This is a genomic window from Microcoleus sp., assembly GCF_041354475.1.
GTDB lineage: Bacteria > Cyanobacteriota > Cyanobacteriia > Cyanobacteriales > Microcoleaceae > Microcoleus.
Window position 1 is genome coordinate 1 of the sequence record NZ_JBGJZU010000098.1, and the last position, 23,461, is coordinate 23,461.

General features: G+C 44.6%; 20 protein-coding genes. 12 read left to right on the forward strand and 8 right to left on the reverse strand.

Annotation, left to right across the window (positions count from 1 at the left end):
* Positions 1-311 precede the first annotated feature (311 nt).
* The 5 genes from ACBR23_RS25440 to ACBR23_RS25460 all read left to right on the forward strand — a co-directional run bounded on the left by ACBR23_RS25440 (position 312) and on the right by ACBR23_RS25460 (position 6,771).
* Positions 312-1,217 carry a hypothetical protein gene (locus ACBR23_RS25440; protein WP_371120081.1) on the forward strand — a complete coding sequence of 302 codons (906 nt, stop codon included), beginning with the start codon at positions 312-314 and terminating at the stop codon, positions 1,215-1,217.
* Positions 1,217-2,083: a DUF1822 family protein gene (locus ACBR23_RS25445; RefSeq protein WP_371120082.1), complete on the forward strand. Its 867-nt coding sequence runs from the start codon at positions 1,217-1,219 to the stop codon at positions 2,081-2,083. Before ACBR23_RS25440 ends, ACBR23_RS25445 begins: the two co-directional genes overlap by 1 nt.
* Before the next feature lie 365 nt (positions 2,084-2,448).
* Positions 2,449-2,745, forward strand: coding sequence for a hypothetical protein (locus ACBR23_RS25450; RefSeq protein ID WP_371120083.1), 297 nt, complete (start codon positions 2,449-2,451; stop codon positions 2,743-2,745).
* Between the two features lie 2 nt (positions 2,746-2,747).
* A complete protein-coding gene (locus tag ACBR23_RS25455; protein ID WP_371120084.1) occupies positions 2,748-3,182 on the forward strand; it encodes a type II toxin-antitoxin system VapC family toxin in 435 nt (144 codons plus the stop codon).
* A gap of 193 nt (positions 3,183-3,375) precedes the next feature.
* Positions 3,376-6,771: a CHAT domain-containing protein gene (locus ACBR23_RS25460; RefSeq protein ID WP_371120085.1), complete on the forward strand. Its 3,396-nt coding sequence runs from the start codon at positions 3,376-3,378 to the stop codon at positions 6,769-6,771.
* 119 nt (positions 6,772-6,890) lie between these two features.
* Here the strand turns inward: ACBR23_RS25460 and ACBR23_RS25465 are convergent, their stop codons facing one another.
* Together ACBR23_RS25465 and ACBR23_RS25470 are read right to left on the reverse strand one after the other, a co-directional pair.
* Positions 6,891-7,739, reverse strand: coding sequence for an AAA family ATPase (locus ACBR23_RS25465; RefSeq protein WP_371120086.1), 849 nt, complete (start codon positions 7,737-7,739; stop codon positions 6,891-6,893).
* Positions 7,740-7,831: 92 nt separating this feature from the next.
* Positions 7,832-8,917 carry a T4 RnlA family RNA ligase gene (locus ACBR23_RS25470; RefSeq protein ID WP_371120087.1) on the reverse strand — a complete coding sequence of 362 codons (1,086 nt, stop codon included), beginning with the start codon at positions 8,915-8,917 and terminating at the stop codon, positions 7,832-7,834.
* A gap of 188 nt (positions 8,918-9,105) precedes the next feature.
* Here ACBR23_RS25470 and ACBR23_RS25475 point away from each other — a divergent pair, with 188 nt between their 5' ends.
* The gene (locus ACBR23_RS25475) at positions 9,106-9,663 is read left to right on the forward strand and encodes a hypothetical protein (RefSeq protein ID WP_371117084.1); all 558 of its coding nucleotides are present in this window, start codon (positions 9,106-9,108) and stop codon (positions 9,661-9,663) included.
* Between the two features lie 77 nt (positions 9,664-9,740).
* Here ACBR23_RS25475 and ACBR23_RS25480 read toward each other — a convergent pair whose 3' ends face one another.
* A complete protein-coding gene (locus ACBR23_RS25480; RefSeq protein WP_371120088.1) occupies positions 9,741-10,196 on the reverse strand; it encodes a Panacea domain-containing protein in 456 nt (151 codons plus the stop codon).
* 176 nt (positions 10,197-10,372) lie between these two features.
* On the opposite strand from ACBR23_RS25480, the gene hemC reads away from it, so the two are divergent.
* Positions 10,373-11,344: a hydroxymethylbilane synthase gene (gene hemC, locus ACBR23_RS25485; protein WP_371120089.1), complete on the forward strand. Its 972-nt coding sequence runs from the start codon at positions 10,373-10,375 to the stop codon at positions 11,342-11,344.
* A gap of 312 nt (positions 11,345-11,656) precedes the next feature.
* On the forward strand, positions 11,657-12,484 hold the full coding sequence (locus tag ACBR23_RS25490) for a S1C family serine protease (protein ID WP_341737734.1): 828 nt from the start codon (positions 11,657-11,659) through the stop codon (positions 12,482-12,484).
* 437 nt (positions 12,485-12,921) lie between these two features.
* On the opposite strand, the gene ACBR23_RS25495 is transcribed toward ACBR23_RS25490, so the two are convergent.
* Complete coding sequence (locus ACBR23_RS25495; RefSeq protein WP_371120090.1) at positions 12,922-14,556, reverse strand: DUF4335 domain-containing protein; 1,635 nt, start codon at positions 14,554-14,556, stop codon at positions 12,922-12,924.
* 274 nt (positions 14,557-14,830) lie between these two features.
* Positions 14,831-15,436 (reverse strand): DUF3038 domain-containing protein, encoded by a 606-nt coding sequence (locus tag ACBR23_RS25500; RefSeq protein ID WP_341737732.1) that lies wholly within the window; start codon positions 15,434-15,436, stop codon positions 14,831-14,833.
* 382 nt (positions 15,437-15,818) lie between these two features.
* Here ACBR23_RS25500 and ACBR23_RS25505 point away from each other — a divergent pair, with 382 nt between their 5' ends.
* Together ACBR23_RS25505 and ACBR23_RS25510 are read left to right on the forward strand one after the other, a co-directional pair.
* Positions 15,819-16,031, forward strand: coding sequence for a helix-turn-helix domain-containing protein (locus ACBR23_RS25505; protein ID WP_096828795.1), 213 nt, complete (start codon positions 15,819-15,821; stop codon positions 16,029-16,031).
* A complete protein-coding gene (locus ACBR23_RS25510) occupies positions 16,021-16,572 on the forward strand; it encodes a hypothetical protein (protein ID WP_340519004.1) in 552 nt (183 codons plus the stop codon). The genes ACBR23_RS25505 and ACBR23_RS25510 overlap by 11 nt, the downstream gene beginning before the upstream one ends.
* Here ACBR23_RS25510 and ACBR23_RS25515 read toward each other — a convergent pair.
* Positions 16,535-17,476, reverse strand: coding sequence for a site-specific DNA-methyltransferase (locus ACBR23_RS25515; protein ID WP_371117088.1), 942 nt, complete (start codon positions 17,474-17,476; stop codon positions 16,535-16,537). The two genes, ACBR23_RS25510 and ACBR23_RS25515, sit on opposite strands and share 38 nt — an antisense overlap.
* Before the next feature lie 255 nt (positions 17,477-17,731).
* Entirely contained in the window at positions 17,732-20,410 is a 2,679-nt protein-coding gene (locus ACBR23_RS25520; RefSeq protein ID WP_371120100.1) for an endonuclease MutS2, read from the reverse strand.
* A gap of 204 nt (positions 20,411-20,614) precedes the next feature.
* On the opposite strand from ACBR23_RS25520, the gene ACBR23_RS25525 reads away from it, so the two are divergent.
* Both ACBR23_RS25525 and ACBR23_RS25530 read left to right on the forward strand, forming a co-directional pair.
* Positions 20,615-21,856, forward strand: coding sequence for a sensor histidine kinase (locus tag ACBR23_RS25525; protein WP_371120091.1), 1,242 nt, complete (start codon positions 20,615-20,617; stop codon positions 21,854-21,856).
* A gap of 318 nt (positions 21,857-22,174) precedes the next feature.
* Positions 22,175-22,531: an aldehyde dehydrogenase family protein gene (locus ACBR23_RS25530; protein WP_371120092.1), complete on the forward strand. Its 357-nt coding sequence runs from the start codon at positions 22,175-22,177 to the stop codon at positions 22,529-22,531.
* A 2-nt stretch (positions 22,532-22,533) separates the two neighbouring features.
* Here ACBR23_RS25530 and ACBR23_RS25535 read toward each other — a convergent pair.
* The coding region (locus ACBR23_RS25535) for an RNA-guided endonuclease InsQ/TnpB family protein (protein ID WP_371125704.1) at positions 22,534-23,461 on the reverse strand (928 nt) is incomplete at its 5' end.

The following is a 23,461-nucleotide window of genomic DNA, read 5'->3' on the forward strand; positions in this document are numbered from 1 at the left end:
TGTCCCCCCCTTCTTGACAGACTTTGATCGGACTCTTGTCCCCCCCTTCTTGACAGACTTTGATCGGACTCTTGTCCCCCCCTTCTTGACAGACTTTGAAAGCTCTTGTCCCCCCCTTCTTAAGGGGGGCTAGGGGGGATCAGGCCTTAATCATCAAACAGCAGTCTCTGATTGGGTTTGACCTTAAATTGATCCCAATGGGCGCAGTACGATGTCCTCGCATCAGGGACACCACTAAAAAAACTTTCCCCCAATCTGCATAAACCCCTCAACACCAGCGACATCAATATATCAACCCAAAAAACTAGACTATGACGAGACATGATACCCCCGTCGAACCCTTACCAGGCTTAGTTCCTGTCGCCGCCAGCTTCAACTTGTGGCTACATTGGGAACTCAAGCCGATTTCCTTGACTTTGTTCTTCCTGGCACGTTACAGCGATATTTTCTCTGGGATAATTGAACTATCCCGATGTGATAGCAACGTGCCTGTGAACACCGACGAACAGTTACGCGAACTTCTACAACTCTTGAAAGACTCCCAACAGGGGAGTCAGGAACAAGAAAGATTCAAAAATCAATTGTGCAAACTCATTCCCGATTTACCCGGAAGTCGCAAATATCGGGAGCCTGATCCTAAGATTGATTTTGACGGAGCAGTGAATGAAGCCTATGGCGGTTTTTTCAAAACGCTGCCGATATTTTTGCGGGGAATTGACCTCGATAATATCGCTGATGATGTGTTGCGAACCAGAGTGGTTAAGCGGTTTAATCAAATCATTCAGAACAAAGTCTGCAACCAATATCGCAAGTTGAAACGGCAACCTTTTACTTTTAGTTTGGATGCTCCAAATAAGAGCAAAACAGGTGAAGAATTTGATGCTGAAGGAATGGCTGATGATACCACAGAAGTTGGGATTGAGCAACTGATTGAGGAAGAACAATCGAAAAATCAGCAGCGCATCGGTCGCGAACTTTGGCAGTATATTGAAGACGACCCCGATGGAAAACTGCGAAACAGTTATCCCAGTGACAAACCGGATGCTAATTCTCAGTTACTCGCACGGCGATTGCTGAAAGACCCTCCTGATAAATTGTCTGTAATTGCCAGAGAGTTAAACATTAAGTATCAAACTCTAAACTCTCATTGGAAAAGAGCAAGTTTGCCGCTACTTAAAGAAATTGTACTTGAGTTTGGATATCAACCGGAGGAATAATGGTGAATAGCATGGATACTTATTTGTTAGAAATTCCTCTGGAGCAAACTGCGCGCAATTTGGCTTTGCAATTTGCTTCAGAGCAAGCTAATCCGCTAAAAGGCAAACGGGTTTATTTCAATACCTTGGCGGTTTGGGCGGTTAACTATTTTTTGGAATGGATGGAATGGGAAACCGATATTGATGGCGGTGATAGTTGGTATCCAGGAATGCGGGCGGTTTTGGATGTCGCTGATTTAGTCTTACCGGGAATTGGCAAGATAGAATGCTGTCCGGTTATGCTTGGAGAAACGGCGATTTCTCTGCCGGAAGTGCGCGAAAATCGCATTGCTTATATCGCCGTTCAGTTTGCGGAACCTTTCGATAAAGTCAAACTTTTGGGGTTTATTCCGGCTGGGGAAATTGTGGATGAAACTGAAGCGATTTCTCTAGTTAATCTCCAACCAATTGAGGAATTGTTGGATTATTTGGATCGGATTGAGTTGGGAATTCCGGTGACGCAAGTTCTACTTGAAGAAGCGCTATCGGATTTAGAAGAAGCGCTATCGGATTTAAAAGAAGATCACACCGTAAAAGCACAAGTTCGGGAGAAGTTGCAAAACAAATCTATTTCGGAAATTGTGGCAATTCTGAATGGAGTTTATCGCAGTAGCGATAAATCTGACTGGGGATATGAAGGGGGGAAAGCTTTAGCAGGAATTGGTGCTAGCAGTGGCGGTTTGGGAAATAGAGAGACATCTTTATCTGGTCATCAATCTTCAGATATTGATACGAAAGTGGAAGCGAAACTGAATCGGATTGCTAAAAAGTGGATGAAAAAATTAGCTGAGATTTGGGGAGATGGCGATGATTTTGCCTTGTCATAAATCGGCAATATCCCATAAATATGGATAAATTGCCATAAATTGTAGGGGCATCGCCCGCCCCATTGGTGTCAACTTAAGGTCAAACCCAGTCAGAGACAATTGTTTGACTCTTAAATCTAGATCCCCCCTAGCCCCCCTTAAGAAGGGGGGGACAAGAACTTACTCAAAGTCCCCCTTCTTAAGGGGGATTTAGGGGGATCTAGACTTGGCATAAAACCAGGATTTTTCAAGTGTTTTAGCCTTAAGTTGACACCAATGCGCCCGCCCCTACAACATCTGAAGATATTAAACACAGCCACTCAAAACCCTCGTACCTTTGTGTTAAACTAAATTTAGCTATTGTGTCAAGCAAGGAAAAAATAGCCATGATGTCTATCCAAGAAAAAATTGTTGACCAACTGAAAAACTTTTCTGAAAGAGAACTGCAAGAAATCTTCAAGTTTGCTGATTTTTTGTTGTGGCAGCGGAGAAACCAAGAAGTAGCTTCGCCATCCGATGAAACTGCCAACAGCGAATCAGAAAATATCGGTGAAGAAGCTTTGGTTCATTATGTTGGTGGAGTCTTAGTCGTCAAAGCAGCATTAAGCCCAACTGAAAGAATGATGAATTGGAATACAATTGTTAACGAGATGCGCGCCGAAAGAATGGAGAAATTTATTTAAGAATGAACGTTTTATTCGATACTTCCGTTCTGGTAGCAGGGTTAATAGAAGATCATCCCAGTCACTCTCAAAGCTTATCTTGGTTGGAGCGAGTTAGAGCGGGGGAGATTGAAGCGTTTGTCTCAACTCACACTATAGCTGAACTTTACTCGGTACTTACTCGAATTCCTCGTCAACCTCGGATTAATCCTGGGTTAGCACAGCGGTTAATTGTAGAGAATTTGAGTGATTTCGATTGGGTTGTTTTGACTGCGGAGGATTACCAAACAACAGTAAGTAGAATGGTTAGTTTAAACCTGCCAGGGGGAGGGATTTACGATGGGTTAATTGCTCAAGCTGCACTGAAAGCAGGTGTGGATGTGTTGTTGACTCTTAACCCTAATGATTTTACTCGGCTGGGAGATGATGTCAGGCGGTTAGTGCAAGTGCCTCTTTAAGCCTCTCGCACTTGGAATAAGAATATTGTGTTTGTTGGAGTTTTTGCATGGGGTGGGGGCGGGTTTTCGAGATTGTGGGTTTTTACCGGAGATGGTTGGTGAACCCGCCCCTACAAGATTTTTGGGCAATTTTGCATAATTTCCCCCGAAATTGGCGATAGATATATATACACAAAATCAAAGGTAAACTCCAATGGACGAACAACGCCTCAACGCCTATCTCCAACTGATTCAAGCCCTGCTTGAGTGCCCTAACGGTGAAGAAGATGATATTCTCAACGCCAATCGAGAGTTAGTTGATGCCAATTTTGTGCAAATCGTGGAGGCGGAAGCGGAGAATATGGCGGCAGAGGGCAACTCGAATGCAGCTTGGTTGCAAAGTCTAGCGGCACAATTGGCAAATTATGTCCGCAGTACAGCAACTCCTGAAGAGTATTTATCTTTCTTGATGGAGGTGTTAGGGGCAATGATAGAAAGTGAGGGAAATCCTCAAGTTGTCTATCCTATTTTACAACAAAACCTCGACAAATTGGATTTAAAATTTGCTCAAGTATTGCCAATTTGGGCTATAGCCACATTCACAGAACTTACCTCAGAAAAAGCTGCATTAATCGCAGGAGTTATTGTCAATCTTAGCAACTTAATTCAGCAGTTTTCCCTAGGGCGGCGGGCATGGAATTTAGAAATAGGCATTGCTTGTTATACCGCAGCCTTAGAAGTCTATACCCGCAAGGATTATCCCGAACTATGGGCACTGACTCAAAATAATTTGGGGGCTGCCTATAGTGACAGAATAGAGGGAGTCAGGGCGGCGAATATTGAACTTGCGATCGCCTGTTATACCGCAGCCTTAGAAGTCTACAAGCGCGAGAATTATCCCGAAGATTGGGCAATGACTCAAAACAATTTGGGGAATACCTATAAAAACAGAATAGCAGGAGTCAGGGCGGAGAATATTGAACTTGCGATCGCCCGTTATACCGCAGCCTTAGAAGTCCGTACCCGCAAGGATTATCCCGAACAATGGGCAATGACTCAAAACAATTTGGGGACTGCCTATAGTGACAGAATAGCAGGAGTCAGGGCGGAGAATATTGAACTTGCGATCGCCTGTTATACCGCAGCCTTAGAAATCTACAAGCGCGAGAATTATCCCGAACAATGGGCAGATACTCAAAACAATTTGGGGGCTGCCTATAGTCACAGAATAGCAGGAGTCAGGGCGGAGAATATTGAACTTGCGATCGCCTGTTATCGGGAAGCTTTAATAGTCTATACCCCTGAGAATTATCCCGAAAAGTGGGCAATGACTCAAAATAATTTGGGGACAGCCTATAGTAACAGAATAGAGGGAGTCAGGGCGGCGAATATTGAACTTGCGATCGCCTGTTATCGGGAAGCTTTAAAAGTCTACACCCCTGAGAATTATCCCGAAAAATGGGCAGTGACTCAAAATAATTTGGGGAATGCCTATAGGGACAGAATAGAGGGAGTCAGGGCGGCGAATATTGAACTTGCGATCGCCTGTTATACCGCAGCGTTAGAAGTCTATAAGCGCGAGGATTATCCCGAACAATGGGCAATGATTCAAAATAATTTGGGGAATGCCTATAGGGACAGAATAGATGGACTCAGGGCGGCGAATATTGAAGAGGCAATTTCCTGTTATCGCTTAGCATTAGAAATTCGCACTCCTACTGCTTTCCCTTTAGACTGCTTGCAATCGGGTAGAAACCTCGGCGATACTGCTTTCACTGCTGGTTTCTGGGACATCGCCCTGGAAGGATTCGAGAAAGCAATTCAAGCAGTAGAAAAAAGCAGAAGTTGGGCAACTTCCGACGATATCCGCCAACAGATTTTAGCAGAATCCATCCGCGTTTACGAAAAAGCTATTCAAGCTGCTATCAACAACAACCAACTGGACAAAGCGATCGAATATTGCGACAGAACCCGTGCTCAGCGGTTAGTGGATTTAATGCACAGCAATGACTTGTATGCTAAAGGCGAAATTCCGCCCGCAGTGCAAAATTATTTGCGGGAATTTGAGGCGAAGCAGCGAGAAATTGACGCAGAAGTCGAACAACTCCGCAATCCATCTGAGGGGAATAAGGGATTCGCTGGTGTGGGGAGTTCGTCGCGGAGTCGGGCAGGTTTGTCTGCTTACACGGAGAAGATTCAACAATTGGAAGTCGAGAAACAGCGAATCTGGGAAAACATCCGCACTTTAGATCCAGTTTTAGCGGGACAAGTTCAAGTAGTTCCGATGCAGTTTGTGGCAATTCAGAAACTCATTGATAATTCGCAGACGGCGATTCTTTGTTTTTATACGACGGAGGATGACACTCATGTTTTTGTGATTTACAAGGATAAAGCGCCGCAGATTCACACTTGTCAGGGTGAGGGTTGGGTAAGTTTTCAGAAGTGGATTGAGAAGGGTTGGTTTTTGCCTTATGTGGAGAATCGGAAAGTTTGGCAACAGGGGATGGGTGAGTTTTTGTCTCAGTTGTCGCGGCGGTTGAAGGTTGATGAGTTGATTGGTAATTGTTTGGATGGGATTGAGGAATTGATTGTGATTCCGCATCTGTATTTGCATCAGATTCCGTTGGCGGCTTTGCCGATTGATCCCCCCCAGCCCCCCTTAAGAAGGGGGGGGCAAGAAAACCCCCGGTTTCTTGGTGATAAATTCCTGATTCGTTATATTCCCAGTTGCCGAATTTTGGAGTATTGCAGTCAACGTCCCACCATTGAATCGCCGAAATACGGGATTGTGGAAAATGCCACGGATGATTTGTACTTCACTCCTTTTGAGTGCGAACAAATTGCCACAATTGTGACAGAATCTGAGCGCTTAAAAGGAAGTAAAGAAGCAACAGTCGCCACCTATCGAAACCTTGCCCAAAATGTGAATGTCATCCACTCCAGTCACCACGCTGTCTCGCGTTTGGACAAGCCTTTAGAATCGCGATTGTTTTTAGGGGATGGAAGTATCACGTTAGGGGAATTGATGACTCCCGGTTGGCGCTTGCCGCAGTTATCCGATGTGTTTATGTCTTGCTGCGAAACTAATTTAGCTTCCACGGAAATTACGGATAATCTGCTTAGTTTGGGTACGGGATTTTTGTGTGCGGGCGCGCGCAGTGTGGTCAGCACTTTGTGGGCGGTGGATGATTTTGCTACTTCGCTGTTTTCGATTTTTTACTATCAGTATCGTCTGGAAGGTTTGAGTCGCCCAGGGGCTTTGTGGCGGGCGCAGGTGCGGTTGCGGACGATTTCGGGGGCGGAGTTGAAGAAGCTTTATCAACCGCAAATCGATGCCCTGCTTCCGAAAATTATTGGGGATTTAAAGCGAAAATTGAATCTGGTACAGGAAGAATTAGAAGGCTTGGAATCGCAGGAGGACGAATATGAAGATGGTACGGCTGAGTATAAAGAGTTGGAGGAGAAGTTGAACAAGAAAACGGAGGAGGAAGTTGAGATTCGGAAGCGAAAGGAAGGATATGAAAGTTTGCAGAAAAATCTTTACACTATGTCAAATCCTTTTGATGATTTGATTTATTGGTCTGGGTTTATTTGTCAGGGTTTGCATTAATTTCTTTAGGACTGCCGCCGTAAAAATTAAATAAACCCAGCTTAAATACCGCGTTTATCTCTTAGTCCGCGAAGGCGGACTTCGTTTGTGTAGACGCGGTTTCAACCGCCGAGTCTTCTTTAAAAATCCCCTTCATCTACTTGGAATACAGTCAATCCCAAGCCTCTCCACATATCAACAACTTGCTGGCGATCGTCCAAAACAAACTTAATGTTATACTTCCCATCAATATGCTGCCGATAAATTTCCTCTTTCATGATCGCATCCTTCCTCATATCTCCGGTTTTCCGCAGATAAAGACCAGCATAATTAACCTCATACTGCTGTAACCATTTCTCAGTTTGAGGCTGACAATCATCGGTTCTGCCGGAAACTACGATAATATTAACGCTAGACTGCCACTTGTGGATGGTATCTAGGACGGGCTGATTCGGTAAATCGCGATCGCACTTAGAAGCATCAAAAGGATTTCTACCATTCAGAAGCGCCAAAGTACCGTCCATATCAACCATAATTGCATCAGGCAAATCAGGGTTATATTCCGGTGGCTGCACGGGAACCCGTACATACTTATTGTACATCTTCATGATCACATCTTTGCCAACAGAATTGAGTCTTTTCAAATCCCGTTTAATACATTCCTCCACCGGAACTTGCAGAAAAGAATCATTAACTTCGACAACAGCTTGACCTTTAACTAACTGTTTAATATGTTCGATATGCGGGCCAAAATTAGTATCATCAACAATGACGTGCTTGCCACTTTCCAAAGCCATCAAAATAATCCTATCTCTCAACTCCACAATAAACTTTTCATTCGCCGGCGACCAATGAGAAGCATGAGCCATTTCTCGCAACAAATCTTTATTACTCCGAACCCATCTAGCAGGTTCAGACAGCAGCAACTCTCGCGCAAATTGAGACTTTCCCGAAGCAGGTAAACCGACAAGTACAATAACTCTTTTCATGGTAATTGGTAATTTGCAACTTAATTCTTTAGTCCGCGTAGGCGGACTTTGTTTGTGTAGTAGCGGTTTCAACCGCCGATTCTCTGCAAACCTCACAAACCTAGATGGATATAATCTAAACCCAATAACTCCTCTATCTTATGAATAGTAACATCACGGAGAGCTTCTTTCACCCCCGCAACTCTGCGCGCCCGCAAGGAAAACAAAATTCCCGAATAGGGCAAATGCTTCACAGCAAACGCAAAATCTTTCTGAACTTCGATAGATTCATGCTGTCGGTAAACCTCCTCAATTTCTTGCACCAAAGATTGATATTTGTCCTTAACTTTTTGGTACAATTCAGTCCACTCAGGGAAATAAGCTAAAAACTCTTCCCCTTCATTAGTTAAAATAATCTCGATCATCCTGCGAGTTGAAAACCCTTCGCGCAGATGGGAAATCGCCACATATTGCGGAGATTTAACTTTAACTCGGTTAAACTTAGCATCGCAGATAATATATCCTTCCGAATCCATTGGGTCTAACTGCTGAGACGCTTCGATAACTTCCTTCCAGCTAGTCAAAGCATAAGACTTGACTAATTCCCATCCATATTTTTCAGCCCAAGTAGTCGGCTCCATTTCTAGCAATGTTTGAGTATTACGAATGCCATGAAACACGATTTGATTGTTTCTTTGTTGGACAACTATTCGATTGTAAGGTGTCATCAACTCAAAGATAAAACATAGGTCGGTTTCTGACGGTAATTGATATCCCAATTCTTGCCATACTTTCCAAAACAGTTCCGCAAAGCTAAATCCAAAACCGTTAACTTCGCCCGCTGCGTCGGGAGTTCCGCTAGATTGCACTCTCCATTCTCCATTGTAAAAATAAAGTACAATTAGAGAACCATCGAGTTTTTCGTAGACTTTAGCAGTGTTCCAGTCAATTGTAGTGGCGTGAATTTCTCCGTAGTTAAAAAATTTGTCGTAGGGATAAGAAACTATCTGCCAATCTTGGGATGAGTCTAAAATGATTCCCCGACACTGTTGGACTATTTTTTCGCCCAGCGGGGATTCTATCTGCGAGTATTTCAGACAGACGAGATGAGGATATTGCCGATCGCGCGTAACTTTGATATGATAAGTTTCAGACAATTTTTCTAATCCGTACTGGCGCAAATACTCTTGCAGTTCCACGATCGACTCCTAAATTACTCGCCTTTTCTATCTTATCTGTGGTCTCATATTTTAGCAAGTTTGTCAAGATTATGTAAAAAAAATATTTTTACGGAAAAGCTATTATTGCTTCTGTATTTTGAATTATGGTTTTACCTAGGTGAATCCGGTTCTGTGAACAACTCGAATATTTTAAAATTGAGAAAAAAATGAGCAAAAAATTCTTAATTGTGGCAACTTCTGTGTGCCTATTGACTGCTTTAGTACCTACATCCGTAGCTTTTGGAGTGTCGGCATCACCGCAGCGACAAGGGGAAAAAAAACAACTTGCAGAAGCGGGTACTGCGGTTAAAGCAAGTGAAATTTTGCGCCAGTTAAAAGGCAAAACGCAAGTGCCGATTTTTATTCCCAGTCTTCTTGATTCAGAAAAACTTTACTATCAAACCACGGCAAAAGCAGATAGCTATACTATTTCAATGGAGTATACAGCAGATTGTCGTGGTACGGGAGCTTGCACTTTTGGGGAAATTCGAGCTCAAAAAGGTGGTGAGTTTTCGACAAAAATCGAAGGGGTAACTAAGACGTTAAAAAATGTGCAACTTGCGGGGGGTATGAAAGGAGTTTTTCATAACGGTTGTGGGGCTTACTGCACAGCTTCTGTTGAGTGGAAAAGTCAGGGATTTCTCTATACGGTAGCAATTAAAAATGGACGGGAAGCTGATGTAATTAAGATGGCAAATTCGGCGATTAAAGCTGGGAAGCGTTGAGTTTTGATGGGGTCTAGTTTGTGGAACAGGCCGGAAAGCCTGTTCTTGAAAATAGTAATAAATGCACTTTTTCCCATCTATGCCTCCACTAAAGGTGCATAGCAAGATTTCATGTCATCGTGAGAGATGATGTTCGTTGATTTTTCAGCAGTTTCTAATCCCTTGCGGGCGTTTAACCAAGGCATCTCTGAGTGTGTTAATTCTGCTAAATGTTTAGCACTTAATTCTCCATAAGCATTCCAGACTTCTTCGAGTACCTCGCTCTCATCTTCGTCAAATTCTTCATTAAAATTATTGGGAGATGGAATATCGCTGTACTTATAAGCTTCATACTCATGCCAAACATCACGAACAACTGGGCCGGAAACCCAAGCTTCAATATCTTGATAAAATAGTGGCTGGCTTCTAAATACTAAACTCCAAGCTTGGGCATAATATACGAGTTTTTGTAGCTTGAGAAGAGAAATTGTATCACCGACTTCTCGTTCGACTCGACATAAAAAATAACCAGCTATCTCAATAGCACTTTTCATAGTTTTAATACGATCGCAATTTGATTGATTTACTTAGGATTGTAAGCTATTTCGTGTATTTCTACCAGTTGCGATCGCCAAAAATGTAATAAAAATTCATATCATGATTGATTAAAGTCCCCACCTGCGGTAGGCTAGATCAGGTGAATATATTGGCTCATTTCAAGCTCGATCTTATGTCTACAACCGCATCTGCTCCCTCACGAACCGTCCGCATCGGTTCCCGCAAAAGTCAACTCGCTCTAGTTCAAACACACTGGGTGCAAGCAGAGCTACAGAAACATTTCCCGCAACACACTTTTGAAGTCCACACGATGTCCACCCAAGGGGACATAATTCTTGATGTTGCCCTCGCTAAAATTGGTGATAAAGGACTTTTCACTAAAGAATTAGAAACGGGAATGCTGAACAATGAAACGGACTTTGCCGTTCATTCCCTGAAAGATTTGCCTACCAATTTGCCCGAAGGTTTAATTTTAGGATGTATTACCGAACGGGAAAATCCTGCTGATGCTCTTGTCGTTCATGAAAAGCACAAAGATAAGCAGCTTGACACACTACCAAAAGGTGCAGTTATTGGCACTTCTTCCCTGCGACGACTTGCTCAACTGCGCCATCATTTCCCTCATTTTGAATTTAAAGATATTCGTGGTAATCTGAATACTCGACTTGCTAAATTAGATGATGGCGGTTATGACGCGATTATTTTAGCATTTGCGGGATTGGAAAGATTGGGTATGGCCGATCGCATCCACCAAGTTATCGCCCCGGAAATCTCCCTCCACGCCGTCGGACAAGGTGCTTTGGGCATCGAATGTCGCGCTGGAGATCCAGAAATTCTCGAAATAATTAAAGCTCTAGAACACTCGGAAACTGCCCAAAGATGTTATGCTGAACGGGCTTTTCTGCGGGAATTGGAAGGCGGCTGTCAAGTGCCGATCGGTGTTAATACCAAAATCGAAAATGGTCAATTGACTTTAACCGGAATGGTATCTAGTTTAGATGGTCTGCGATTTGTGAAAGATACCGTTAGTGGTGGTGCAGACACTGCTGAACTGCTGGGGATTGACCTCGCGCACCGCTTGCGTGCCCAGGGAGCTAGTGAAATTTTGGAGGAAATTTTTAGGGAAGTTCAACGAGGCTCTTGAACTTTTCAATAGCTCTATTTTTTACGGTTTTAGACGCGAATTATCGCCTTTTGTACAATAAAATCATTGGCGATTCGCTTTGGCAAAACAGGTACATTAGCAGTCTGCTTGTAGATTTTAGATGGGAGTTTTAAATAGGACTTAGACCCTGGATTTATGAAACCCGGATTCTTCTATATCAGGTCGTAAAATCAACGATTTTTTCTAGAAACCGGGTTTCTCTGCGTCAGTCTTAATAACAGTAAACATCCGAGCAGAAATCTACAATCAAACAGCCAAGATCAATCAATCTATTTCAGGGAAAGGCAACATATGAGCGTTCGGGAAACTCAATTAAGGCTAGAATTGGCAAAGGTTCAGCAACTTTATCGCAAAATGCAGGCAGATAAAAAAGCTTTGCAGCAGCAATTGAAAGAGTTCAAAACTCAGACTGGCAACTTTTCTGATGTAGTTGAGCAAGTTTTGCCGTCTGTAGTTTCAGTTTATGTGATGGATTGGGATACGGGAGAAGAAATTTCTTCGGGTAGTGGTTTTTTTGTAACGCCGGACACGATTGTGACTAACTATCACGTTGTGGAAGATATTGCTGATGAGGATTATTTCTATGAGGAAGATGAAGTCGAACAGGTTTTAGTGGAAACTAATGACGGCAAGTTGAGAATGGCTGAGGTGATATTTACTGGTAATGCGGAAGAGGATTTAGCCTTGCTGTTGATTACTGGTTTTGTGCTCGATCCGAAGACTGGCGAACAAGTAGAATCTCCTGAAGAATATCCTCCTTTAGAGTTGTGTTTTGATGTGAAAGTGGGCGATCGAGTAATTGCTGTGGGAAATCCTTTGGGACAGTTGGCTGCTGCTGTAAGTCAGGGGATTATTAGTGGAATTCGGGAACCGGAGGAGTATGAGGAAGGTGAGGATGATGAGGATGATATGGCTGAGGTGAAGGTGTTAGAAACTGATGCGTCGATTAATCCGGGAAATTCTGGTGGCCCGTTGATTAATATGGCCGGTCAAGTGGTGGGGGTGAATACGTGGGGATTGGAAGATGCTGATAGTTTTAATTTGGCGATCGCCTCCATCGCCCTGGATGACTTTTTAGCTGGTTTTGAGGAGACTTTTGAGGATGATTCTGATGATTAGTTGGTAGTTATTGGTGATTTGTCAAAAGGGCGATCGCACTTTTTGTCACCCCACATCCAGGTAGATTGGCGGGGATGGATGGAAAGGGCGATCGTTCTTTTTTGCAGATTATATGGTGATTCGCTATGGAGTAAGTGGTTGGGGGTTATTCCTTGGGTGGGGGCGGGTTTATTAAGATTGTTTGTGGGTGAGAAAAATTGTCGGTGAACCCGCCCCTACAGGTACGATATAGTTATCATGACCAACAAGCAACAACCAATAATATTGTTGACCGTTGCATCGGAATGATTTAACCGCAGAGAACACAGAGAACACAGAGGGAGAGAATAAAGAGATGAATAGTTAAGATGCTACCGGATTTGATATAACAAATAACCAATAACCAATAACAAATAACAAACAACCAATAACCAATAACCAATAACCAATAACAAAGTTTAATTACTTTGTTCCAAAAAAGTTTGGACTCGACCGTTGGGCCGCAGAACAACTCGAATTCTGGGGGGAGTGCCATTAGAAACAGCAGAAACAAAAGGCTCACCGACTAAAGGCATATTTGTGCGATCGATATAATCTCCTGCTGCCTTTCCCATTGGCATAATATTTTGGATAGACCCTGTTTCATCTATCTGCAAACTGTATTCCAAAGTTTCTTGCATACCTTCTGGCGGCTTCCAGCGTTGCTCAAAATAAGTTTTCGCTTCAGAAACTTGGGGGATTGTATCAAATAAAGTGCGATTGGCTTTGCTCCCACTCGCTACTTTGTTTTTGTCTGACTCAGTTTTGGGTTGAGCATCCTCAAGGGGTGGTAGTTCCGTACTGCTTGGGGGAACAATCGGCCCGATGGGACGAGGGATTGATTCTTGGGGCGGAATTGGGAGCCGCGAAGCAGATAGGGAGGGCGGCAGGGGTGGCGCTGCGGTGGGCCCTAGCCTGGGTGGTACGGGGGGAGCTAGTCTCTGTGGCGCCCGTGGCGCGGGGGGGAGTGCATTGGGTGCTGGGGGTGGCTGGGAAGGGGCAGAAATTGGCAGTTCTGCGGGTGCGGGAATGGTGATTATTTGCCCTTGAGGATTGGGTGCTGCATTGGGTGCTGCATTGGGTGCTGCATTGGGTGCGCTGTTGTTAGGTGGAAATAGCACGGCGGGCTGCTGGATGGGGCTGGGCTTGTTAATGGCGGGAGTTGGAGAGGCGGCGATGGGGGGTAAGCTGGGACTGGAGGATGGGTTGCTGTTGAGGGGCGGGGGCGGCAGGGGTGGCAAGGTTGGTGTGGCTGAGGGGGTTGGCGCTGGGGGCGTTGGTGTTGCGGTCGGACTGGGAGACACCCCTACGGCTAGGTTTGGCTGGGGAGTTGGGCTGGATGCTTGAGTGCCGGGGGCTGAGGCGATTTCTGCCGATCGACTCTGCTGAAGCACTTTGATGACACCTGTGGTTAAACCGACGCTGGCTACAACCATTGCAGCCACTTTGACCCAAGGTGAGGCGAGGGGGCGTTGGGGCGATCGACCGAGGTTCGGAAGTGCCATCACCTCGCTGCTGTATTGATCCAAAGCCGTGGCTAAATCAAACAGTTGGACGGTACTCAAGGGAACTACCGGCCCGGATTCTGCCACTGTCAAAGAGCCTAAGAATAAGTTGTGGGAGAGCAGGCCGCGGGGTTTCAAGTGGGGATGAACCGGAATATCCGCATTTTTTTGTGCCTCTGAAGAGTTTGACTCAAAAATTGTTGTTTCTGAAGGGTTTAAAGATTCATGCAGGATGACGGGGCTGCGGGCTGGTGCTGAGTCAGTTTTCCCCAGGCTATCCTTAGCTTCAGATGTGAGGCTGGTTTCCCAAGGGCGGGATTCGCCCAGAAAGTTTTGAATGTAGAAGTTGACTGCTTCGTGGAGGGCTTCTAGTTGCAGCCGATCGCCCTTGAGAGTAACGTGTTCGGTATCTGGCAGTCGCGGATCGTCGAGTCGCAGTTCAAAACTGAGAGATTTCAACACGGGTTTGCCCGCCCAACGAGATAGGGGCGAACTTTTAGCTGTAATTTCCAGCGTGCAAGTGGGGGGCGTGTACCGTTTTAGAACCATAAAAGAAAGGAAGAAGGAAGAAGGAAGAAGGAAGAAGGAAGAAGGAAGAAGGAACCCCCCCCCTGCCCCCCCCAAGGGGGGAAATTCAGGAAGAAGGAAGAAGTCACCCCCCCCTGCCCCCCCCCAAGGGGGGAAATTCAGGAAGAAGGAAGAAGTCACCCCCCCCTGCCCCCCCCCAAGGGGGGAAATTCAGGAAGAAGAAGGAATTCTCGTTACCAGGCTCTGCCTGGTAACGCCGATCGGTCGGCTCTGCCTCCATTTCATGAGTTTATACTTAATTTTTAGCCCGATCGAGCAGAGCTAACCAGAGGCGACGGTGGCCGCCGGGACTGCTGTAAAAAAGTAGATCGATCAAGAGTTTGAGAGCTAAATTGGTTAGTTGTGCGCCGGATAAGTTTTCTGCATCTTCCATGCGATCGCCATAAGTATTACTGAATCTGTCGATATAATCTCCCAGCAAAGCGACGGTGTGAGGTTCGCGATTTTGCTCTGCCATTTGTTCTAGCAGTGCTACAGCGCGACGGATTAAGGCTTGGTGCTGTTTTGCCAAATGACAGCTAATCAAAACCAGCGATCGGGCTTCTTCCACATCCAGTTTTTTCCGTCCCCCCTGGCCTTTCCGCAGCGGGTTAGACTGGCGTAGTCGCCATAATGCCACGCGATCGGCCACCATTGACTCTAAATTCAGTTCGACTGCCACCTTGAGTATTGCCTCCGAGCCAATCCCCGCCAGTGCCTCTAGGGCTAACAGCACTAAATCCAGTTGAGATTTAATGTTGTCCAACTGGGTAGGTTCTGGTGCTTTTTGGGTCAATTCTTCCCAGTTGGGAGATGTGCCCGCTTCGTTGGTGGGAGTGGAGGACTTTACGATCGAGCGCATAGCTTCAGCATTGAAAATTAAGACAGGTTCAGGCTGGATCTCTAACAGTGTGCGGTGATGGCGCTTGTGACCAGCATCGCAAAAACAACTCTGTTAATTTTGATCCACACCCATGAGCTTTGATTCCGGTAGCCCTGACTGTTAGACGGAATTGCGAGTTGCAAAGTTGCGTTTTTAAGTGCGATCGCCCAAAACAAACCCATAACCAAAATTTCCCCCCAACTATGCTACTCCACAGAGTGACCAAAATCAAATCAGTGTTTTGAAGCGATCGGGACCTATATCAATCCAAAGATTCTAGCTATCTCGAATGCTACTTATAGTCTGTCGCTACTTATAGTCTGTCAGATTATAGTTGTCGTTGCTTAAGCTGGCGCAATCTATGGATATTACGGAGCAATTTGGCAAAAAAGTTAGACATTTCAGAAAGCTCAGAAATCTTTCCCAAGATCAGCTTGCAGAACTATCTGAATTACATCGTACTTATATTGGCTCAGTTGAACGAGGTGAAAGGAATATAACGCTGCTTAATGCAAACAAAATAGCCAAGGCATTATCCGTTAGTTTAGCTGAACTGGTAACTGATGATGACTGAAAAAAAACTAGAGCAAATTTTAGCAAGATACCAAAATTCATTTACCGAGAAAGTTTACACAGAAGAGAATGAAGAACACGATATTTTAATGGATGTGTTTGGTATCTCTCCCATAATAAAAAAAGAAAATAAGCAATATTGGGGACGTGAGTTAGGAATGTGTTGGCAATTGTTAGTTACGGAAACCTGCAAAGCATATTGCAGTAGTTTTCAGCCAGCATTTAAAGTGGGAAGTGATGAGCCGTGCGATCTGATTGTTGATGGGTACGCGATCGATACAAAATATCGTATTGGCTCAGGAGATTCTGGAACACTGAAAAAGTTCAAATCCTATGGCCCACTACTTCGTACTCATAATTACGAGCCAGTTTTTTTAATACTTAGACAAGATAATTTGCCCGCAGCTATTACAGCCTGCCAAGTAGGGACTTGGAGAGTTTACACTGGCGATGCTTCGTTTGATTTTATACAAACAATAAGTGGGTTTGATTTAAAGTCATTTCTTACTGAAAGAGTGGGAGAATTCCCTGTACACCGCTGAAACTATCTAGGCGCTTGTTGATAATTTCTATGTAATCAGGTACTATTTCAATGCCAACATACCTAATGCCAAATTCTTGCGCCGCCACTAATGTAGTTCCCGATCCTGCGAAAGGATCGATTAGAATAGAATTTTCCAAACGCGGTACAAATATTTCGACCAGTTGTCTCATGAGAGCGATCGGTTTAACCGTACAATGGACGTTAAACTCCTCGGTTTTCTCACGCTGTATACCTTCTAAAATATTTGACTGAAAACCACCAAACCGATCTTTAGTATAAAATAGACCAGTACCATACTCCTGTAGAGTTTCCAAATAATTATTGACCAGTGGTTTTTGAAGTACGCAGATTGCTTCCCATTCATTCCTGAGACAACTGTGCCAACCATCCCATTTTTCGGGATTTTCATATCCTTTCTTTTCAAACTGTTGTTTGATATTGACACCTTTAGGGATACCACTCGATCTTTTATAAACAAGCATATCTCTCGCATAGAATCCAGCATTTTCCAGGGCTACTTGTACGTGAGCAACAGTTCTTGTGCTGTTGAAAACTAAAACTGTCGCACCCGGTTTGCAGATCCGAAAAAGCTGCTCACCCCAATCCAAACACCACTTCTCATAATCCAGAGTATTTTTACGATTCCTTTGATACCATTTTTCGTTTCTGACTCCACCTGCTAAACCACTGCCATAGGGAATGTTTTTAACAAGGGTTTTACTTCCCTTGCCATTCACTTTTTCCCTACGCCTTTGAATTTCCGAGTCATCCCATTTATGACCAATAAATTCATAATTATAAGGCGGGTCAGTGATACACGCAGAAAAATAATTTTCTGGCAATGTCTTCATCACTTCACGACAGTCGCCAACCAAAACTTCATTTGAGGGAGCTTGTCTCATTAGTCTGGCAGTTTACTCAAGTGGGAACTCAATTTTAAATTATGCCACATTTGCAGTATCTAGCGAGTATAAATGAGTCGTAAAACTCTCTTCTCTTTCCGAACTTCGCGTTCTTTGCGTCTTCGCGGTTCGTTAAAAAAAAATCACAACTCATTTACACTCGCTATAGGCAGTCCAAATCATAGATTCAATCCAGCTTGTTTTGCTGCCTACAAACCTATAATCAGTAATCCACCAGAAACACCTCAATCCTGACTACTTCAAAAAGGCGATCGTCACACCTCCACCTCCTTCTTTTTGACTAGCCAACTCATAGCGAGAAACCTGGGGATGAGTGTCCAGAAATTCGTGAATACCCCGTCGCAACTGTCCCGTACCTTTGCCGTGAACTATCCACAGCACTCCGTATTCAAAGGCTTTGGAAAGAGCTCTGTCTACTTCAATTTCCGCATCGGAAACTCTCGCGCCTCGCAAGTCGATCGTATTATTAGCAGTCCGAATGGCGATTTCAGGATTCGGTTTGGGAACTTCCGACAGAGCTTGTTTGGCCTTAGCAGTAGCCTGTGCTTGGGCTTGGGCCGCTATCTTGGCTAATTGGGCTTTAGTTTCAGGTTTTTGACCATCGAGGGATTCAATTTCTGCTAGTTTGACTGTCATTTTCATAATCCCAAACCTGACGCTTAATTCTTCGTTAGCGTCTGGCCCGCTGAGGACTTCGGCGGTTTGGCCCAAGCTGGGAATGCGGATGCGATCGCCCACTTTTGGCATAAAACCCGGTTTCGGTTTCGCCGGTTCCTTCCGCGAGGGCAGGTGTTTGGCGGAAATTTGATTTAAGGTTTCTGTCGCAACTTGAGCATTTTGAGCCGTTTGGTCGCCAGACTGCAAGCGGCGAATGATTTGAGCAATTTCTGATTTTGCCGTGCCTATTGCCTCATTTACCGCCACTTCCTGAGCAATTTTTAGTTCTCGCTCCCTTTCTTTCAAAGCTGCTGCTTTTTCAGAAACTTCCCGGTGCAGTTGTTCGGTTTGTTGCAGGAGTTGAGTGGCTTCTCTGGCTTTGGTTTCCTGTTTCCGTCGTTGGGCTTCGAGTCCAGCAATTACTTGATTGACATCTTGAGACGCTCCGCCAACATAGGTTTGAGCTTCTGCGACTATTTCTGGTAGCAAACCGAGTCTTTTGGCAATGCTGAGGGCGTTGGAACGTCCGGGAATTCCCCACAGTAGCCGATAGGTGGGCTGCATGGAACTGTCGTCAAATTCCACTGAGGCATTTTCAAAGCGGGAGTCTTGATATTTGAGGGCTTTGAGTTCACCAAAGTGGGTAGTTGCGATTGTTAATAGGGAGTTTTGGGCGAGGTATTGTAAAAGTGCGATCGCCAATGCACTGCCTTCTGATGGATCAGTCCCCGCTCCTACTTCATCTAGCAAAACTAAAGATTTGGGAATGGGGAATTGGGAATGGGGAATTGGGAATTGGGCATCGGGAACCGTGTCCCCTGAGCGTAGTCGAAGGGTAGTCGAAGTATCGGGAACCGTGTCCCCTGAGCGTAGTCGAAGGGTAGTCGAAGTATCGGGAATAGGGATGTTTGAATCCTCTTCTCCTCCTTTTTTCAAGACTGCTAAGATGCGGCTGATGCGACGAATATGACCACTAAAAGTAGACAAACTTTGCTGCAAAGATTGTTCGTCACCAATATCTGCCAAAATGTTGTCGAACCACGGCAATTCTACAGGTTCGCGGGCGGGAACAAACATTCCTGATTTTGCCATTAAAGCTGCTAATCCCAAGGTTTTGAGGGTGACAGTTTTGCCGCCGGTGTTGGGGCCGGTGATGGCGACGACGCGAATGTGCGGTGCGATGGTTAAATCGATCGGCACTACTGGAAAGCCTTGTTCGTATTGCTGTTGCCAAACTAACAGGGGATGGCGCAAGTGGCGCAGGGTGATTTGCGATCGCAAGTTGGGAATTTGTACTTTGGGGTTTTCTGAGTTTTCGGAGTTTTCTGCCTCTGCTATTTCTCCCTTGTTTGCTGCTAATTCTGTATTGCCCAATTCAATAAAATTAGGTGGATTTGCTTCTAGCCAAAAGCCGTAACGCGCTTTGGCTGTGGCTAAATCTAAAGTTGTCACTACCACCAACAATCTATCTAAGTCTGGTTTGACTACTGCTACTTGTTCCGTCAGAGCGCGGCGAACAGCTTCTTCTTCGACTTGTTCTTGTCTGAGAAATTGCCGCATCTGGTTGTTGAGATTTACTGTATTGTGGGGTTCTACATACAGTGTCGCGCCGCTGGCTGAGGAGTCGTGAACGATGCCCGGTATTGCATCTTTTTGGGGAGCTTTGACGGGAATTACAAAGCGCGCGTTTCTTTGGGTAATTACTTGTTCTTGGACGGCGTTGGATTGTCGCTGCAAAATTCCTTGTAGTATTTGATAAATGCGATCGCGCAACTGTCGTATTTGAACTCTAATTCCTGCTAACTTAGGAGTGGCTCGATCGGCTACTTGGGCGCGATCGTCTATACACCGATGTATTTCTTGTTCGATTTCAGGATAAGTCCGTAATTGAGCAGCCAAATCCTTGAGTGTCGGCACATCTGGCTGGCTGTCAATGATGCGGCGCAATTGCCTCGCTCCCGCCAGGGTGGTAGCAATCGCCAGCAATTCTTCACCACTGAGCAAACCTTGAAGTTCCGCTCGTTGCAGGGAAGTACCGATGTCTTGGATGCCTTCAAAAGCCAAACCACCGCCGGGACGGTTATCCAACTGATAAGCTTCCTGAGTTTGAGCTAGCAATTCTGCTGTTTCAGCTTGAGTTGCTGGGATTTGGAGGTCGAGGGCGGCGGCGACACCCAGTTTGGTGGCCGCGAAGGTAGCCAAGTGCTGACACAAGCGCGACCATTCTAATAGTTCGAGTGTTTCGGATTGAATCAAAGTTGACGGGTTGTTGGTAATTGGCATTCCCAGGCGCTGACCGAGAAGGGTTATTGACGATAATATCAATTAATTTTAAAGTTTTTTGGGGTTTCCTGGGGTAGTTATTGGTAATTTTTGGTAACATTTAATTATTTTAATTTTAAATATACAGTGATAATTCGGGCTGTTGTATCCTGAAAGGTAATTTGTGGAGCTGGTGTTATGGGAAAGATTTTGGCGATCGCGGATGCTCTGACTTTGGAAGTCCTGCAAGAGTTCCTCTCAGGGGAGGGACATCAGGTGATAGTCGCCCCTGATGCTCAGTCCGGGTTAGATTTAGCTGAGCAAACCTCCCCAGATTTGGTAATTTTTGATGGGACTTCACCTCAAATTGAGTGGTTAGATTTGTACCGAATGCGGGCGGATAACTCAGAATTTGGCACTATCTATGTGATTCTGCTGGCTGCATCAGACCAGTTTGACTCCACAAAATTAGATGTGCTAGTGGACGATTTTGTGCTGCAACCTATAGTTAAGCAGGAATTATTGGGGCGGGTACGCGGTGGTTTTCGATCGCGCCAGTTGAGGGCACAGTTGGAGCGATCGCACCAAGAATTGCAACAGTTCCACCATCGGATTATAGAAAATGAAAAAATGTCTAACCTGGGGGAATTAGTATCTGGCATTGCCCACGAAATTAACAATCCGATTACTTTTATTTACAGCAATCTGACTCACATACAAACTTACGCTAATGATTTGATTGAACTCTTGCGAATGTATCAAAAACAGTTAATTAATCCTAGCGAAGAGATTCTGCAAAAACAACAAGACATGGATGTGGAATTCCTGCTGGATGATTTCTTGAAAATTGTCAGTTCCATGCGCACGGGGAGCGATCGCATTCGCCAAATTATCTTGTCGGTACAGGAATTTTCCCGCAGCGATCGCTCCGGTTGGCAATTATTCGACGTTTCCGACGGTTTAGAAAATACTCTTTTACTATTGCAACACCGCTTACCTGCTCGCGAAGGCAGGCGCGATATCAAGGTGGTGAAGGACTACGGCAATTTGCCACAAATTGAGTGTTATGCCGGTCAACTAAATCAAGCTTTTCTGAATATTATGAGTTATGCGATCGATGCTTTGGAAGAGTCTAGTCAAGAATTGAACGAGTCCGAAGCAATCAACTTTAAACCCGTGATTTTGATTCGCACTCAGGTGGTAAGTGGTCAGCGCATTGCCATTGAGATTGCTGATAATGGCATCGCCATGAGCGAAGAGATAAAAACCCAAATTTTCGATCGATTTTTTGTTACGAAACCTGCCATGGATGCCAGCACCATAGGACTTGCTATCAGTTATGACATAATTGTCGAGCAGCACAAAGGGGAATTGAAGTATTTTTCCCAAGCGGGTAAAGGTACTCAATTTCGGATCGAACTACCCCAGCGACACAGTTAATTAAAAATCTCCACAAAAGCCAGTTATTGAACAGGCTTTGTTTTGCAAATATTCCTAGGGGTGAAGCATGACCGCCGACAATTTATTAGTGATAACCAGAGATTTACAGCGGTCATGCTTCGCCTATGCAAAATCGGGATGCTTCCGGGCTAATTCAGTGCGAGTGCCACTAAAATATGTTTTCATATTATATCTTCAAATCCGAGCCTCAATATTTAGGTAATGTAAAATTTTGTATATCCTGGGGCAAAAAATCCAAAAATAGGAGATGCTAGATATTAAGAACTACGCAAAAACAAATTTTAATTAGGTAATAAAATGGTAATAGCAGCACCAGTTCTATCGGGCAATCAGTCGATTTTTCAAGCTCGTTACGACAACTTTATCGGTGGGAAATGGGTAGCACCAGTCAAAGGAAAATACTCAGAAAACCTGTCTCCCATTACCGGAAAATCAATTTGTCAAATCCCGCGATCGACCGCCGAAGATGTAGAATTAGCCCTAGATGCCGCCCACGCAGCGAAAGACAACTGGGGTAAGACTAACCCCGCAGAAAGGGCGCGGATTATACACAAAATAGCCGATCGCATGGAAGAAAACCTCGATCGCCTAGCCATCGCCGAAACCTGGGACAATGTTGACACACTCCCCGGCGTGAACGCACGGGGATTCTAGCTTCAAGCAGTAATTGCAGGACTAGCCTGTCTGACATCACCTAAGCTAACAGTCGATGCCCCGACTGCTTGAATATTTTTAGCGGCGTTTTCGTCTCTTCCGTTAACCGATTGACAGGAGGGACAACGCCACTCTCGAACTGATAAATCTAGTTTTTCTAGAACCTGTCCACACTCTCGACAAGTCTTGCTGCTGGGGTACCACTGGCCAATAAAAACAACCACTTTATTCTTCTTTTTGGCAACCCATTCTAGGATTTGTAGAAACTCACCAAACGCCAAGTCTGATATCTTTCTACCCCAAAGACGTTGCATCCCCTTGAGATTTAAAGTCTCAAAGCAGAGAAGATCGAACTTATCAGTTAGCTCATGGGCTAACTTCCAGAACCAATCATGCCGACGATTAGAGATATCCTCATGCTTGCGTACTAGATTCTTTCTAGCTCTTTCTCTGTTTGATGAGCCTTTTAGCTTTTTAGAATGCTGTTTACTAGCTTTTTTAATAGCGTTTAGGGATTGTTTAAAAAATTGGGGAGACTCAATTATTGTACCGTCTGAGCAGGTGAGGAATGTCTTTAACCCAAAGTCAAAACCAGCGATTCTACCCGTCTTAACTTCAACTTCTGGGCTAACGTCGTCAACAACCAAAACCAGAAACAATTCACCCAACGGGGTGCGTTTAATGGTTAAAGTTTTAACGGTTCCTTCTATCTCTCTGGATTTCCAGAATTGATAAACTCGACTACCAATTTTTACCCTATTCCCACCCACAAACTTATAACCTGATTGCTTGAGGGTGAAAGACTTGTACTTCTTAACTTTCTTGAATCCTGGTGGTCTAACTCCTTTCTTGTTATGCTTAAAAAATAGTTGGTAGGCTTTCTCAATGCGTTGACATATATCTTGTACTGCCTGAGAACCTAGTGATTGC

Bases quoted from the DNA above. Each gene is read 5' to 3' on its own strand.
- ACBR23_RS25440 (WP_371120081.1), top strand. From the start codon at position 312: ATGACGAGACATGATACCCCCGTCGAACCCTTACCAGGCTTAGTTCCT.
- ACBR23_RS25445 (WP_371120082.1), top strand. From the start codon at position 1,217: ATGGTGAATAGCATGGATACTTATTTGTTAGAAATTCCTCTGGAGCAA.
- ACBR23_RS25450 (WP_371120083.1), top strand. From the start codon at position 2,449: ATGATGTCTATCCAAGAAAAAATTGTTGACCAACTGAAAAACTTTTCT.
- ACBR23_RS25455 (WP_371120084.1), top strand. From the start codon at position 2,748: ATGAACGTTTTATTCGATACTTCCGTTCTGGTAGCAGGGTTAATAGAA.
- ACBR23_RS25460 (WP_371120085.1), top strand. From the start codon at position 3,376: ATGGACGAACAACGCCTCAACGCCTATCTCCAACTGATTCAAGCCCTG.
- ACBR23_RS25465 (WP_371120086.1), bottom strand. From the start codon at position 7,739: ATGAAAAGAGTTATTGTACTTGTCGGTTTACCTGCTTCGGGAAAGTCT.
- ACBR23_RS25475 (WP_371117084.1), top strand. From the start codon at position 9,106: ATGAGCAAAAAATTCTTAATTGTGGCAACTTCTGTGTGCCTATTGACT.
- ACBR23_RS25480 (WP_371120088.1), bottom strand. From the start codon at position 10,196: ATGAAAAGTGCTATTGAGATAGCTGGTTATTTTTTATGTCGAGTCGAA.
- hemC (WP_371120089.1), top strand. From the start codon at position 10,373: ATGTCTACAACCGCATCTGCTCCCTCACGAACCGTCCGCATCGGTTCC.
- ACBR23_RS25490 (WP_341737734.1), top strand. From the start codon at position 11,657: ATGAGCGTTCGGGAAACTCAATTAAGGCTAGAATTGGCAAAGGTTCAG.
- ACBR23_RS25495 (WP_371120090.1), bottom strand. From the start codon at position 14,556: ATGGTTCTAAAACGGTACACGCCCCCCACTTGCACGCTGGAAATTACA.
- ACBR23_RS25500 (WP_341737732.1), bottom strand. From the start codon at position 15,436: ATGCGCTCGATCGTAAAGTCCTCCACTCCCACCAACGAAGCGGGCACA.
- ACBR23_RS25505 (WP_096828795.1), top strand. From the start codon at position 15,819: ATGGATATTACGGAGCAATTTGGCAAAAAAGTTAGACATTTCAGAAAG.
- ACBR23_RS25510 (WP_340519004.1), top strand. From the start codon at position 16,021: ATGATGACTGAAAAAAAACTAGAGCAAATTTTAGCAAGATACCAAAAT.
- ACBR23_RS25515 (WP_371117088.1), bottom strand. From the start codon at position 17,476: ATGAGACAAGCTCCCTCAAATGAAGTTTTGGTTGGCGACTGTCGTGAA.
- ACBR23_RS25525 (WP_371120091.1), top strand. From the start codon at position 20,615: ATGGGAAAGATTTTGGCGATCGCGGATGCTCTGACTTTGGAAGTCCTG.
- ACBR23_RS25530 (WP_371120092.1), top strand. From the start codon at position 22,175: ATGGTAATAGCAGCACCAGTTCTATCGGGCAATCAGTCGATTTTTCAA.